This window comes from Streptomyces sp. JB150 (assembly GCF_011193355.1).
Classification (GTDB): domain Bacteria; phylum Actinomycetota; class Actinomycetes; order Streptomycetales; family Streptomycetaceae; genus Streptomyces.
In genome coordinates, this window is record NZ_CP049780.1 from 6,691,130 (window position 1) to 6,705,662 (window position 14,533).

General features: G+C 71.7%; 12 protein-coding genes. 8 read left to right on the forward strand and 4 right to left on the reverse strand.

Going from position 1 to position 14,533, the window contains the following annotated elements; translation table 11 throughout:
* Together G7Z13_RS30485 and G7Z13_RS30490 are read right to left on the reverse strand one after the other, a co-directional pair.
* Nucleotides 1-624 (reverse strand): ScbR family autoregulator-binding transcription factor, encoded by a 624-nt coding sequence (locus tag G7Z13_RS30485; RefSeq protein ID WP_240926397.1) that lies wholly within the window; start codon nucleotides 622-624, stop codon nucleotides 1-3.
* Nucleotides 625-867: 243 nt separating this feature from the next.
* Nucleotides 868-2,277: an MFS transporter gene (locus G7Z13_RS30490; RefSeq protein ID WP_240926548.1), complete on the reverse strand. Its 1,410-nt coding sequence runs from the start codon at nucleotides 2,275-2,277 to the stop codon at nucleotides 868-870.
* A 294-nt stretch (nucleotides 2,278-2,571) separates the two neighbouring features.
* Between G7Z13_RS30490 and G7Z13_RS30495 the strand changes: the two genes are divergently transcribed.
* A complete protein-coding gene (locus G7Z13_RS30495; RefSeq protein WP_166003580.1) occupies nucleotides 2,572-3,198 on the forward strand; it encodes a TetR/AcrR family transcriptional regulator in 627 nt (208 codons plus the stop codon).
* 66 nt (nucleotides 3,199-3,264) lie between these two features.
* Nucleotides 3,265-4,077 (forward strand): aminotransferase class IV family protein, encoded by an 813-nt coding sequence (locus tag G7Z13_RS30500; RefSeq protein WP_166003581.1) that lies wholly within the window; start codon nucleotides 3,265-3,267, stop codon nucleotides 4,075-4,077.
* 121 nt (nucleotides 4,078-4,198) lie between these two features.
* Here the strand turns inward: G7Z13_RS30500 and G7Z13_RS30505 are convergent, their stop codons facing one another.
* Nucleotides 4,199-4,942: a ScbR family autoregulator-binding transcription factor gene (locus G7Z13_RS30505; RefSeq protein WP_166003583.1), complete on the reverse strand. Its 744-nt coding sequence runs from the start codon at nucleotides 4,940-4,942 to the stop codon at nucleotides 4,199-4,201.
* Between the two features lie 204 nt (nucleotides 4,943-5,146).
* On the opposite strand from G7Z13_RS30505, the gene G7Z13_RS30510 reads away from it, so the two are divergent.
* From G7Z13_RS30510 to G7Z13_RS30525, 4 genes are all read left to right on the forward strand, one after another.
* Complete coding sequence (locus G7Z13_RS30510; RefSeq protein WP_166003585.1) at nucleotides 5,147-6,055, forward strand: zinc-binding dehydrogenase; 909 nt, start codon at nucleotides 5,147-5,149, stop codon at nucleotides 6,053-6,055.
* Nucleotides 6,056-6,436: 381 nt separating this feature from the next.
* On the forward strand, nucleotides 6,437-9,859 hold the full coding sequence (gene car / locus G7Z13_RS30515; RefSeq protein WP_166003586.1) for a carboxylic acid reductase: 3,423 nt from the start codon (nucleotides 6,437-6,439) through the stop codon (nucleotides 9,857-9,859).
* Nucleotides 9,849-10,613 (forward strand): glucose 1-dehydrogenase, encoded by a 765-nt coding sequence (locus G7Z13_RS30520; protein ID WP_166003588.1) that lies wholly within the window; start codon nucleotides 9,849-9,851, stop codon nucleotides 10,611-10,613. Before car ends, G7Z13_RS30520 begins: the two co-directional genes overlap by 11 nt.
* A gap of 143 nt (nucleotides 10,614-10,756) precedes the next feature.
* The gene (locus G7Z13_RS30525) at nucleotides 10,757-11,395 is read left to right on the forward strand and encodes a ScbR family autoregulator-binding transcription factor (RefSeq protein ID WP_166003590.1); all 639 of its coding nucleotides are present in this window, start codon (nucleotides 10,757-10,759) and stop codon (nucleotides 11,393-11,395) included.
* Between the two features lie 31 nt (nucleotides 11,396-11,426).
* Here the strand turns inward: G7Z13_RS30525 and G7Z13_RS30530 are convergent, their stop codons facing one another.
* On the reverse strand, nucleotides 11,427-12,188 hold the full coding sequence (locus G7Z13_RS30530; RefSeq protein ID WP_240926399.1) for a GntR family transcriptional regulator: 762 nt from the start codon (nucleotides 12,186-12,188) through the stop codon (nucleotides 11,427-11,429).
* Nucleotides 12,189-12,421: 233 nt separating this feature from the next.
* On the opposite strand from G7Z13_RS30530, the gene G7Z13_RS30535 reads away from it, so the two are divergent.
* Nucleotides 12,422-13,453, forward strand: a complete 1,032-nt coding sequence (locus tag G7Z13_RS30535; protein ID WP_166003592.1) for a sugar ABC transporter substrate-binding protein — start codon at nucleotides 12,422-12,424, stop codon at nucleotides 13,451-13,453.
* On the forward strand, nucleotides 13,453-14,529 hold the full coding sequence (locus G7Z13_RS30540) for an ABC transporter permease (protein WP_166003594.1): 1,077 nt from the start codon (nucleotides 13,453-13,455) through the stop codon (nucleotides 14,527-14,529). Before G7Z13_RS30535 ends, G7Z13_RS30540 begins: the two co-directional genes overlap by 1 nt.
* Nucleotides 14,530-14,533: the final 4 nt, after the last annotated feature.

Consider the following 14,533-nt stretch of genomic DNA (forward strand, 5'->3'; position numbering starts at 1 on the left):
TCAAGGCGACAGCCGGGCGGCGGTGCGCCCGGAGACCAGGGCCGCGGCGCGGTGCGGAGAGGTGTCCAGCTTCGCCAGCACGCCCGAGTGCGCGACGTTGGGCAGGATCAGCTCGAGGAACGAGGAGATCTCCTGGGGCAGGCCGCCGTCGGGCAGCGTCTCGGTGATCAGATGGATGCCCGTCCAGGCCCCGGCCAGCAGCCGTGCCACCTCCGGCGGTTCGACATGGTCGAGCAGTTCACCCCGCTCCTTGGCCTCGGCCAGCAGCGACTCGCCCGCGCCCACCCACTGGGGCCACCGGCTGCCGAGCAGCCGGCGCGCCCTGAGGTCCACCGACAGCCGGACGGCCGCCCCGAGCAGCGGGTCCTCGGGCAGCCGGACGGCGAGCAGCAGCGCCAGGTCCACCCATTCCTGCAGCTTCAGGGCCTGCGCCGGCACCCGGTCCAGCGCCGCCGCCTCGTCGAGGACGGCCCGCGCCAGCTGTTCCTTCGAGGCGAAGTGGAAGTACAGTCCGCCGCGGGTGAGCCGGGTGCGCTCGATGATGCCGCCGATCGTGGTGGCGTCGTACCCGTACTCGTTGAACAGCTCGGCGGCTGCCTCCAGGATCAACCTCCGGGTGTGCACCGCTCGTTCCTGCCTCCCCACGCAGCGCCTCCCGCAACGCCCCAAACCCGGACCCGGGTTCCACTTCTTCATGGCCAAAACCGAACGGTGATCCGGTACTTTAACACCGCACGAAGTGTACGGCTCGGAATACCGGCGTGGGGCCGGAACGGTCGCGGTCACACGACACGGCCCCGCGGGCCTGCCCCCGGGAGAGGGGACCGGTCCGCGGGGCGGGAGTGTCCGCACGCCGCTGCGTGGCCGTTACTGCGCGGCCGCGACCTTCTCGGCCTCCGCGGCCGGCTGCTCCTTCGGCACCCAGCGCAGGGCGAGCACGCCCAGGGCCAGGCAGAGCAGGCTCGCCACGCCGATCGCGACGTGCATACCGTTCAGGAAGGCGTCCTTGGCCTCCGCGATCGTGCCCGCGGTCAGGCCCGGCTTGTCCAGCGTCTCGTTCAGCGTGCCCGCCACGTCGGGGCCGGTCAGCCGGAACCAGAGGGCGGCGAGCGAGCCGAGCAGGGAGATGCCCAGCGCGTTGCCCAGCTCGTTGCTCATCTCGGCGAGCGAGGCCGCCGACCCGGCCCGCTCGGACGGCACCGCCGCGACGGCGGTGTCCGCGACCAGGCTGAAGGAGAAGCCGTAGCCCACGCCGGTGACGACGGAGGAGGCGATGAACGCCGCCACCCCGTGCTCGGTGGTCGTCAGCAGCAGAAGCAGCAGGCCGACGCCCATGAAGAAGTGCGAGGCGATCAGCGCCGACCGCATGCCGATCCGCTCGACCACGCCGCTGGCCCCGATGCACGCGGCGGTCAGGACGGCCGCGCCGGGGAGGACCAGCAGGGCCGCCGTCAGCACGGTGTAGCCGAGGACCGACTGGAGGTACACGCCGGTGAGGTATCCGGCGGCCGCCCACGCGACCAGCGACAGCAGGCCGGTGAGGATGGCCACGGTGAACACGTGGTCCTTGAAGAGCCGCAGGTCGACGAGCGGGTACTCCAGCGTGAGCTGCCGGCGCACGAACCACGTCAGGATCGCCAGGCCGACGACACCGGTGACGGCCTGCGTCGACGAGAAGCCCTCCGCCGCGGCCGACTTGACCGCGTAGACGACCAGCAGGATGCCGACGGCCGACAGGACGACGCTGAGGGCGTCCACCCGGCCGGGGTTGGTGGTGCGCACCTCCTTCAGCAGCACCGGCGCGAAGGCGAGGAACAGCACCACGACGGGGATGTTGATGAGGAAGACGACACCCCAGTCGAACCGGCTCAGCAGCAGACCGCCGAGGACGGGACCGACGGCGAACCCGGCGGCGAAGGTCGCCGCGAAGATGCCGATGGCCTGGGAGCGCTGCCTCGGGTTGTGGAAGAGGCTGCTGATGATCGCCAGGCCGGAGGGCAGCAGCGTCGCGCCGCCGAGACCCATCAGCGCGCGGCAGGCGATGAGCACTTCAGGGTTCGGGGAGAACGCCGCGCCGACCGAGCCGAGACCGAACACCAGCGCGCCGCTCAGCAGGAACTTGAGCCGGCCGTAGCGGTCGCCGAGGTTGCCGAAGGCGATGAGCAGGGACGAGACCACGAAGCCGTAGATGTCCAGGATCCACAGAGCCTGATCGGTACTCGGTGTGATCGCGGACGTGATGCTCGGCATCGCGAGGTACAGGACGGAGCCGTCCATCGCGACGAGTGCGACCGGGCCGAGCACGATCAGGAGGCCGAGCCAGGCCCGCCGGTCGGCACGCTCCGCGACTAAGTCGAGGGAGGTCACGGGGGCAACCTTTCCAGGAGAAGGTGCGAAGAGGTTCGAACGCTGCATACGGCGTACGCGAATTGCCCGGCGTACGTCGTACGCGATCAGGATGCGTACATAGTACGCGAGAGGTGGCGTACATCGTACGCGAATTCTGTGCGTACGTCGTACGCAAGCTGCCGGTTATACTACCCCATGGCCATCAAGACACAAGGCAGGCAAGTGAGTTCACCGAGCCTGTCGCGCGGCGCGATCGTGGCGGCCGCCATGCGCATCGCCGATGCCGAAGGGGTCGCCGCGCTCTCGATGCGACGCCTCGCGGCCGAGCTCGACTCGGGCGTCATGTCGCTGTACCGGCATGTCGCGAACAAGGACGCGCTGCTCACCGCGATCACCCAGGCGGCATGCGACGAACACCCCTACCCCGAACCCGCGCCGCCGGACTGGCGGGAGGCGATGCGGCTCGCGGCGCGACTGGACTGGGAGGTGTACTGCCGTCATCCCTGGGCGCTGGTCACCTCGAGCTCCGCCCGGCACTTCTCCGACACCACGTGCCTCGACTGGATGGTGGACGCGCTCGCCGGTCTCACCGACGACCCCGACCTGGCGCGGTCCTTCTCGATCGCCGTGTGGTCGTACGTCCAGGGCGTGTGCATCCAGCACCTGTCGCAGCAACTGCTGCCCGGCGCGGGCAAGCCGGAGCAGTCCCCGCTGCGGGCCACGGAGGAGGACTTCGAGACGGGGCTGGAAACCCTGCTCGACGGGATGGAGCAGCGCGCGCTGCGGGCCGGGTCGAACCGGGCCGAGCCCGTCCTTGTGCGCACCTTCCCGGTCGTCGCGGGAGGCTGACCGGGACACCCGCTGCCCGGCCGGCACCTCGGGTGTCCGTCCGGGAGCGGGGTCGTTTGGCACGGTATGACGACCACCCATGCGATGAACACCAGGCGCAACGAACGACCGGCCACCGCCGCCGACCTGGCCCCGCTCGCCTTCGCCGGATACGCCCACTTCACCGCGATGCAGGTGCGCGCCGGCCGGGTGCGCGGCCTCGACCTGCACCTGCAACGGCTGCGGCACGGCTCGGCCGAACTGTTCGGCCGGGCCCTGCCCGACGAGCGGGTGCGGTCCTGGCTGCGCGCGGCCCTGGCCGACGCCCCGGCCGACCTCTCACTGACGGCCACCGTCTACTCACCGTCCGGCGAGTTCACCGTGGCCGCGCCCGGCGAGGAACCCGAACTCCTCGTCCGTACCGGACCGCCGGCCACCGGCCCCCGGGGTCCGCTGGCACTGGCCGAGGTGGAGCACGAGCGGTTCCTGCCCCGGGTGAAACACGTGGGCGAGCCGGCCAAGACCTACTTCCTGCGGCGGGCCGCCGGCCAGGGGTACGACGACGTCGCCTTCACCGACCGCCGGGGCCGGCTGAGCGAGGCCTCGATCTGGAACCTGGCCTTCTGGGACGGCTCCTGCGTGGTGTGGCCGGTGGCCGAGATGCTCGGCGGAGTCACCATGGGGATCGTCCGCCGGCAGCTGGAGCGCCTCGGGGTCCCCCAGCGCGACCGGGAGATCAGGGCCGCGGACCTGCCCGGCCTGGCGGGCGCGGCCGTCATGAACTCCTGGACACCCGGCGTCGCGGTCCACCGCATCGGCACCGCGCACCTGCCCGATGCCCCGGACTTCCTGGCCCTGCTGCACCGCGCCTACGAGGCCGAACCGCTCGTGGCCCTGTAGCGCGCGACGCCACCCTGGGAGCGGGGCACACGACGGGGTGCCGGTGCCCAGGCAGGCCTGTCCTTGTGAGGGCGACGCGAGGTGCGGGCACCACGAGCCGGCGGACCCCCTGGCGACACCCCTATGGGACGCAGCAGACTTCCCGCCCGGCCGGGGCGGTGGCGCAGCCCTCGGAGACCGGCCAGTCGTCGAACCGCCAGTCCGGCGCGGGCGGTTCGACGGCCAGGGCGACGCCGCTGCCCGTCGGGTCGATCCGGTCGCGCACGCCCTCCGCGGTGAGCTGGGGCAGCACCAGCCGCCAGAACGGGGTCATCGCAGACGCGGACGGCGGGCAGTTCCGGCCCCGCTCCAGCCCTTCCACCCCCGCCGTCACCGCCGTCACGGTGGCGACCACCTCGTCGATGTCCACGCCGGGGGCCAGACTGCCCTGGTGCCGGGCGGCCGTGAGCAGCCCGCGCACCCGGTCGCGCCACAGCGGCCACAGAACCGAGCCGCTGCCCCAGGCGGCGTCGTGCGCCAGACCGAAACCGGCCCTGAGCACGGGGTCCTGGCAGACGCGCCGGACCAGCCGGTGCGAGATGTCCACCAGCAGCTGGAGCGGCGCGTGCTGCGCGTGCTGCGCGTACTGGGCGTGCTGGGCGTGCGGATCCGGCGCGGTGATACGGCACAGGATCTCGGCCGCGGCCGACTCCACGGCCTCGCCCAGGGCCCGCTTGTTGCGGAAGTGGAAGTGCAGCGCACCCTGGCTCACCCCGGCCAGGGCGCAGATCTGTCCGATCGAGGATCCCGCGAAGCCCGACCGGCCGAAGACCTCGGCGGCGGACTGGATCAGTTGACGACGCGTCTTTGCGGCACGGTCCTGCATGACGTTGCGCACTCCGGAAGAGGGAGGAAGAGGAGTGGTGGGCGAGGAGCGGTGACCCGCACGCGGACGTGCCGGGCGGCGACGCCGGGCACCGGACACAGAGGACCCGCGGGCGCACGTCCCCGTGCACCGCTTCACTCTTACCACGTCACCAAGAAGAGATGGACGGCACGTTACCGACCCTGGCGGAATATCGTACCTGTCATGATCGCCATCCAGTTCGACCGCTTCGGCGGTCCGGAAGTGCTCGCCGCCGTCGATGTCCCCGCCCCGCGGCCGGGACCGGACGAAGTACTGGTCACCGTCGAGGCCGCCGGAGTGAACTACGCCGACACCCACCAGGTGGACGGCTCCTACCTCGCCGCCGACCAGTTGCCGTACATCCCCGGCAGCGAGGTCGTCGGCCGTACCGAGGACGGCAGACGCGTACTGGCCCGCGTCTCCCACGGCTACGCCGAACAGGCCGTGGCGAAGCGGTCCGCGCTCGTGGAGATCCCCGACGACCTGGACGCCGGGGCGGCCCTCGCCCTGCTGGTGCAGGGCCTGACCGCCTGGCACCTGCTGCGGACCGCGGCCCGGCTGCGCTCCGGGGAGACCGTGGTCGTGCACTCCGCGGCCGGCGGTGTCGGGAGCCTCGCCGTGCAGCTGGCAAGGGAGTTCGGGGCCGGACGGGTCTGGGCGCAGACCTCCTCGCCCGGGAAACGGCAGCTCGCCCTGGATCTCGGCGCCGACGCCGTCGTGGACCACCCGCTGCCCGAGCGGGCCGACGTGATCCTCGACGCGGTCGGCGGTGAGCTGTTCGACCGCGCGCTGGACTCCCTGGCCTCCGGCGGCCGCCTCGTCACCTACGGCAACTCGGCGCGCACCGGCTTCACCCCCGTCGACCCGGCTCGCCTCAGCCGGCTGAACGCCGCCGTCGTCGGCTTCTGGCTGCGCCCCACGCTGGCCCAGCCGGGTGCCTTCACCGAACCCCTGCGGGAACTGCTGGACCTGACCGCGCGCGGCCGGCTCAAGCCGGTGGTGCACCCGGCCTACCCGCTGACCGAGGCCCGCCGGGCCCACGAGGATCTGCTGGCCCGGCGCACCACGGGCAAGGTGCTGCTGCGTCCCTGACCGCGGCGGGTCTGCGCCCGGCGCAGCGGCCGGATCCCGCGGCCGGCCGGGCACACCGCGACATGGCGAACACGTCGACCGGCGCCGGACTTGACGGATCCCACCGACCGACCCGACGGACCTTCCCCCGCGACTTGACGGATCGTCCGCGCAACCTGACGGATCGTCGTCGCGACCTGACAGATCGTCGGTGGATCACTCGGGGATCGCGTGCACCGTGCCTAGCATCGGGTGAGAGCTGGAAACGGCACGGGCCGATCCGCACCGGCGGCCCGCGAGACCCGCGACGCCGCCCGCTCGGGCACCCGGACGTCGCGCGCCCCAGCCGTCACGCTTCCCCAGCCCTGAAGTCGGCCCACCATGCGACGCGGAGACCCAGAAATGCGACTTGCCCAGGTGGTGGCATCCGTCATGGAGCGCCACGCGGACCGGCCCGCCATCGGCGAACGTGTGAAGGAGTACGCCCGGGACGCCGAGACGGGCCGGACCGTCATCCGGCTGCTGCCCCGTTACGAGACGACCAGCTACCGCGACCTGTGGGCGCGGGTCCGCGCCGTGGCGGGCGAGTGGCACCACCACCCGGAACACCCGCTGAGGGCCGGCGAGCGCGTCGCCATCCTCGGCTTCACCAGCCGCGACTACACGACGATCGACCTCGCCTGCATCCACCTCGGGGCCGTGACCGTCCCGCTGCAGACCAGCGCCGCGCCGGCCCAGCTGAGGTCGATCCTCGCGGAGACCGAGCCGTTCGTCGTGGCCACCAGCCTGGAGCGGCTCGACGCCGCCGTCGACCTCATACGCGACAACGCGTCGGTGCGGCGGGTGGTGGTCTTCGACTACCACCCGGAGGCGGACGACCACCGCGAGAGCTACGCCGCGGCCCGCGCGCGCCTGGCCGAGACCCGCCCCGGCGTCGTCGTGGACTCCCTCACCGACCTCGTCGAGCGGGGCACCGCCCTGCCCGAGGCCCCGCTGTACGCGGCGCCCGACGGCGAGGACCCGCTGGCGATGCTCATCTACACCTCCGGCAGCACCGGCACCCCCAAGGGCGCCATGTACACCGAACGGCTGGCCGGCGCCATGTGGGGCGGCGCCTGGGCGAAGCTGTTCGACGAGAGCTACGCGGTCACCTTCCACTACATGCCGATGAGCCATGTCGCCGGGCACTCCTCGCTGAAGGCCACCATGGTGCGCGGCGGCACCAGCTACTTCACCGCGAGCAGTGATCTGTCGACGTTCTTCGAGGACATCGCCCTCGCGCGCCCCACCGAGCTGTCCCTGGTGCCGCGGGTGTGCGAGATGCTCCACCAGCGGTTCCGCAGCGAGGTCGACCGGCGGGTCGCCGCCGGCGCCGACCGCGAGGCGGCCGAGGCCGAGGTGCGCACCGACATCCGCGAGAACGTCCTCGGCGGCCGGGTCACCTGGGCCAGCTGCAGCTCCGCCCCGCTGTCCGCCGAACTCACCGCGTTCACCGAGTCGTTGCTGGGCCTTGAGTTGCACAACGTCTACGGCTCCACGGAGGCCGCCGGCGTGTCCGTCGACGGCGTGCTGCTGCGCCCGCCGGTCACCGACTACAAGCTCGCAGACGTGCCCGAACTCGGCTACTTCCGCACCGACTCGCCGCACCCGCGCGGCGAGCTCCTGCTGAAGACCGACGCCATCATCCCCGGCTACTACAAGCAGCCCGAGCTGACCGCCGCACTCTTCGACGAGGACGGCTACTACAAGACCGGCGACATCGTCGCGGAGCTGGGCCCCGACCGGATCGCGATCGTGGACCGCCGCAAGAACGTCCTGAAGCTGTCGCAGGGCGAGTTCGTGGCCACCTCCCGGCTGGAGGCCGTCTTCGCGGCGAGCCCGCTGGTGCGGCAGATCTTCGTGTACGGCAACAGCGAGCGCTCCTACCTGCTCGCCGTGGTCGTCCCCACCCCCGACGCGCAGCGCGAGTTCGGCGCGGACGAGCGGGAGCTGAAGCGGCGGCTGAGCGTGTCGTTCCAGGACCTGGCCAAGGAGGCCGGGCTCAACTCGTACGAGATCCCCCGTGACGTCCTCATCGAGACGGAACCGTTCAGCCAGGCCAACGGCCTGCTCTCGGACCACCGCAAGCTGCTGTGGCCACGGCTGGTGGAGCGGTACGGCGAGCGGCTGGAACAGCTCTACGCCGAGACCGCCCGCCGCGAGGACGAGGAGCTGCGGGAGATCCGCCGCTCGGGCGCTAACCGGCCGGTGCTGGAGACGGTGCAGCGGGCCGCGCGGGCGCTGCTGGCCGGAACGGCCGCCGAGGTGAGCCCCGGCGCCCACTTCCGCGACCTGGGCGGCGACTCGCTGTCCGCGGTGTCCTTCGCCAACCTGCTGCAGGAGACCTTCGGCGTCCGTGTGCCGGTCGACATGGTCATCAGCCCGGCCTACGACCTGCGGCACCTCGCCGAGCACATCGAGGCCAGGCGCGGGGAGTCCGCCGACCGGCCCACCTTCGCCTCCGTGCACGGCGCGGACTCCACCGAGGTGTACGCCAAGGACCTCACGCTCGACCGGTTCATCGACGCGCGCACCCTCACCGACGCGGCGGCGCTGCCCCGGCCGCAGGGGGCGCCGCGGACCGTGCTGCTGACCGGGGCGAGCGGCTATCTCGGCCGGTTCCTCGCCCTGCAGTGGCTGGAGGAACTACCGGCCGGCGGCCGGCTGATCGCGCTGGTGCGCGGCAAGGACGCCGAGGCGGCCCGGCGCCGCCTGGACGCCGCCTTCGACAGCGGCGACCCGGAGCTGGTCCGCACCTACGAGAAGCTCGCCGCGGACCGTCTGGAGGTGATCGCGGGCGACATGGCCGAGCCGCGGCTCGGGCTGGACCAGGCCACCTGGGACCGGCTGGCCGACGAGGTCGACCTGATCGTCCACGCGGGCGCCCTGGTCAACCACGTGCTGCCGTACCCGCACCTGTTCGACGCCAACGTGGTCGGCACCGCCGAGCTGATCCAGCTGGCGCTGACCCGCCGGATGAAGCCGGTCACGTACATCTCCAGCGTCGCCGTCGCCACCGCCCGCCCGGGACAGCCCGCGCTCGACGAGGACTCCGACGTCCGCGAGGCCATGCCGGCGCTGCCCGTCGACGGGGGCTACGCCGGCGGTTACGCCGCCAGCAAGTGGGCCGGTGAGGTGCTGCTGCGGGAGGCGCACGACCTGTGCGGGCTGCCGGTGACCACGTTCCGGTCCAACATGATCCTGGCGCACAGCCGGTACGGCGGACAGCTGAACGTCCCCGACATGTTCAGCCGGCTGCTGTTCAGCGTGCTCGCCACCGGCATCGCGCCGCGCAGCTTCTACCGCGCCGACGGCGCGAGGGCCCACTACGACGGTCTGCCCGTCGACTTCACGGCCGCCGCCGTCGTCGCGCTCGGCGGCCGCGACGGGGCGACCGACGAGTACCGGACGTTCAGTCTCGTGAACCCCCACGACGACGGTGTCTCCCTCGACACCTTCGTCGACTGGCTGACGGAGTCCGGGCACCGCATCGAACGGGTCGAGGACTACGCCGACTGGTACGTCCGGTTCGAGGCGGCGATGCGCGCCCTGCCCGAGGACCAGCGGCAATACGCCGCGCTGCCCATCCTGCACGGCTTCAAGGAGCCCGAGGAGCCGGTGCCCGGATCGGTCATCCCCTCCGAGCGGTTCCGCGCGGCGGTGCGGACCGGCGGGATCGGCGCCCACCAGGACATCCCCAGCCTCTCCCGCGATCTTGTCGCGAAGTACGCGGCGGACCTGAGGGCACTGGCGCGGCCTGTGGTAGGCACACGCCATGAACAGTGATCTCCTCGCCGGGAAAGTCGTCCTGATCACCGGAGCGAGCAGTGGCATAGGCGCGGCCGCGGCACAAGTGTTCACCCAGGAGGGGGCGACGGTCGTGCTCGCCGCCCGCCGGGTGGACCGGCTGGCGCGGCTCACCGGGGAACTGCGGGCCAAGGGTGCCGAGGCCGCGTACGTGAGCTGCGACGTCACCGTCGTCGACGACGCGGCCCGGGCCGTCGAGTTCGCCGTCACCGAGTACGGGCGGCTGGACGGGGCGTTCAACAACGCCGGCATCGGCGGGGACCGCACTCCGCTGCACCTGATGACCGACGACGTCTACGACACCGTCATGGACGTCAACGTCCGCGGCGTGTGGAACTGCCTGCGCCATGAGATCGCGGCCATGCTGCGGCACGGCGGGGGCGCCGTCGTCAACAACTCCAGCGTGGCGGGGCTGGTCGCGATCCCCGCGGCCGCCCCCTACGTCGCCGCCAAGCACGCGGTGGTCGGCCTGACCAGGGCGGCGGCCGACGAGTACGCCCAGCAGGGCATCCGGGTGAACGCCATCGCCCCCGGCACCACGCGCAGCGAGATCACCGAGGACTGGTTCCGGCGCAACCCGGGCCTGGAGCAGACGGTCAACGCGATGACCCCGCAGGGCCGTACGGCCGATCCGGAGGAGATCGCCGCCGCCGCGGCGTGGCTGCTGAGCGACCGCTGCCCGTTCCTGACCGGAACGGTGCTGCCCGTCGACGGCGGCTTCGTCAACCAGTGACGGACGCCCGCCGCGGTCCGCGGAGCCGGAGAATCCCCCCGTCTCCGGCTCCGCGCACCGGACTTGGTAACATACCGAACCTTCGGTAGGACTTGATGTGATCAGCGTTCCCTGGACGTGGGGGCGAGTCTGGGGGCGGCCGAGTGGCGCGGCAGGAGCGTGCGATCCGCACGCGTGATTCCATTCTCGAGGCCATGGCGAGCCTGTTCATCGAGGTCGGTTACGAGGCCGCCACCATCGCGGCGCTGGTGGAGCGGACCGGGCTGACCCGCGGCGCCCTCTACTTCCACTTCCCGACCAAGGAGGCCATGGCGCACGGGGTGCTCGCCCGCGCGGTGACCCGCGAGGGGATCATCCCGCAGACGTACAAGCTCCAGGAGTGGGTGGACCTCGGACTGCTGCTCGCCTACCGGCTGCCCAGGGAGCCGATGCTGCGGGCCGCCGTCCAGCTGTCCGTCGATCCGCGGGCGCGCGGCCTGTTCGGGACCCGCTGGCCCGACTGGATCGACGTCGGCCGGGATCTGCTCGTCGAGGCCAAGAGGCGCGGCGAGTTGCTGCCGCACGCGGTCCCCGAGGAGATCGCACGGCTGACCGTCGGCGCCTGGACCGGGGTGCAGCTGGTGACCGAGGCGCTGCCGGACGGGCTCGGCCTGGCCGAGGAGATCTCCCGCCTCTACCAGCTCATCCTGCCCAACGTGGCCAGCGTCGGCGTCCTCGCCAAACTCGACGCCTCGGCCTACCGCGCCGAGCGGCTCCTGGCGTCACAGCAGCAGGCGTCCTGAAGCGCTTCCGCTCGGGGCGCACTTCACCCGCTCACGTCCGCAGCAGCAGCCGGAAGTCGAAGGCGTAGCGCGAGGCGCGGTAGACGTGGGTGCCGTACTCGACGGGGCGGCCGGTGTCGTCGTAGGCGGTGCGCCGCATGGTGAGCAGGGCCGCGCCCGCGGGTTCGTCGAGGAGGGCCGCTTCCGCCGGGGTGGCGCAGCGGGCGCCGACGGTCTGGTGGGCGCTGCGCGGGCTGCGGCCCGCGGCGCGCAGCAGGCGGTAGAGGCCGGTCGTCTCCAGCCGGGCGGTGTCCGGGCCGGGCAGGTCCGCCGGCAGGTGGTTGCGGAGGAAGGCCACCGGCCGGCCGTGGGTGAGCCGCAGCCGCTCCAGGACGACGACCTCGGTGCCCTCGGGAACGCCGAGCGCGGCGGCCGCGTCGGCGGGTGCGGGGACGCGTTCGTTGCGCAGCACGCGGGTGGCCGGATCCTGTCCCGCGGCGCGCAGGTCGTCGTACAGGCTGCTCAGTTCGAGCGGGCGCCGGACCTGGGTGTGCACCACCTGGGTGCCCACCCCGCGGCGGCGCACCAGCAGTCCCTTGTCGACCAGTGACTGGATGGCCTGACGGACCGTCGGCCGGGACAGTCCGAGCCGGGCGGCGAGGCCGGTCTCGTTGCCGAGCAGGTTCCCGGGGGCGAGCGCCCCCTGCTCGATCGCCTCCTCCAGCTGCCGGGCGAGCTGGTGGTAGAGGGGGACCGGGCTGGTGCGGTCGAGGGTGAGGCGCACGGCATCGAGTGCGGAGACGGTGCTCGCCACGGGGACACCTCCGGTGGGCGGTCGGTCACCAGGTGTAGACGGCGGGCGCGACCCTTGTCCATCATTTGTACTTACATTCGGACCTGTTTGTGAAATGATGTCTTGACAAAGTATTGACAGGGGGCGTGCCAAGGGATGGAATCCGGTCTCAACGCAAGAGCCGCGAGGCCTCGACGCAACAGCCGCAAGGCAAGAGCCGTGCTTCCCCCGTCGCACAGTGAGGTGCAGGAAAGATGGACCGCACTCCTCGGGACCGCTCGTCCCGCTCCCGCAGCATCACCTCCGCCCTGGCCGTGGCAGCGGCAGCGGCCCTGGTCCTCGCGGGCTGCTCCAGCAGCTCCGGCGGCAAGAAGGCCGAGGAGCCGGCGGCCGGGGGCGCCGCCGCGGGCAAGGCCGGCACACCCCGGATGACGGTCGCCCTGATCACCCACCAGTCGCCCGGCGACACCTTCTGGGACATCGTCCGCAAGGGCGCCCAGACCGCCGCCGACAAGGACAACGTCAAGCTCGTCTACTCGGCCGACCCCAACGCCGGCAACCAGGCCAACCTGGTGCAGAACGCGATTGACCAGAAGGTCGACGGCATCGCGATCACCCTCGCCAAGCCCGACGCCCTCAAGGACGTGATCGCCAAGGCGAAGGCCGCCGGGATACCCGTGGTCGGCCTCAACTCCGGGGTCAGCGAGTGGCAGAAACTCGGCCTCATGCAGTTCTTCGGGCAGGACGAGAACGTGGCCGGCGAGGCGCTCGGCAAGCGGCTGAACGAGACCGGCGCGAAGAAGGCCGTCTGCGTCATCCAGGAACAGGGCAACATCGGCCTCACCCAGCGCTGCGACGGCGTGAAGAAGACCTTCTCCGGCGACACCGAGACCCTCTACGTCAACGGCACCGACATGCCCTCGGTCAAGTCCACGATCAGCGCCAAGCTCAAGGAGGACGACGCCATCGACTACGTCGTCACCCTCGGCGCCCCGTTCGCGCTCACCGCCGCGCAGTCCGTGTCCGAGTCCGGCAGCGAGGCCAGGATCGCCACCTTCGACCTCAACAAGCAGCTCACCGGCGCCATCAGCGACGGCTCCATCGAGTTCGCCGTCGACCAGCAGCCCTACCTCCAGGGTTACCTCGCGGTCGACTCCCTGTGGCTCTACGAGAACAACGGCAACTACAGCGGCGGCGGCGAGCAGCCGGTGCTCACCGGACCGGCCTTCGTCGACAAGTCCAACGTCGAACAGGTCGCGCAGTTCGCCGCGAAGGGCACCCGGTGATGAGCACGACCCCGCAGGCCGCGCCGCCGGTGACCACCCCACCGGCCCCCGGCTCCCGGCAGACCGACGGGCGCACCGCCCGGCGCCCGCCCGCGCTGCGCCTGCTCGCCCGCCCGGAGGTCGGCGTCTTCCTCGGCGCCGTCGCCGTGTTCGTGTTCTTCCTGGTCGCCGCGCCCGCGGTGCGCGACGGCAGCTCGATGGCGAACATCCTCTACCAGTCGTCCACCATCGGGATCATGGCCCTGCCGGTGGCGCTGCTGATGATCGGCGGCGAGTTCGACCTGTCGTCCGGCGTCGCGGTGATCACCTCCGCGCTCACCGCCAGCATGATCAGCTACCAGCTCACCATGAACGTCTGGGTCGGCGTGATCGCCGCACTCGTCGCCTCCCTCGCGATCGGCCTGTTCAACGGCTGGATGCTGGTGCGGACCGGACTGCCGAGCTTCCTCGTCACCCTCGGCACCTTCCTGATCCTCCAGGGCGTCAACCTCGCCGTCACCAAGCTGATCACCGGCAACGTCGCCACCGACGACATCAGCGACATGGACGGCTTCGGCCAGGCCAAGGCGCTCTTCGCCTCCTCCTTCGACGTCGGCGGCGTCCAGGTGAAGATCACCGTCGTGTGGTGGCTGGTCTTCGCCGCCCTCGCCACCTGGGTCCTGCTGCGCACCAGGTACGGCAACTGGATCTTCGCCGTCGGCGGCAACAAGGACAGCGCCCGCGCCGTCGGCGTCCCGGTCACCTTCACCAAGATCTCCCTGTTCATGCTGGTCGGCTTCGGCGCCTGGTTCGTCGGCATGCACCAGCTGTTCTCCTTCAACACGGTGCAGTCCGGCGAGGGCGTCGGCCAGGAGCTGATCTACATCGCCGCGGCGGTGATCGGCGGCTGCCTCCTCACCGGCGGCTACGGCTCCGCGATCGGCCCGGTCTTCGGTGCTTTCATGTTCGGCATGGTGCAGCAGGGCATCGTCTACGCCGGCTGGAACCCCGACTGGTTCAAGGCCTTCCTCGGCGTGATGCTGCTCGGCGCCACCCTGATCAATCTGTGGGTCCGCAGGACCGCGACCCGGAGGTAGCCAC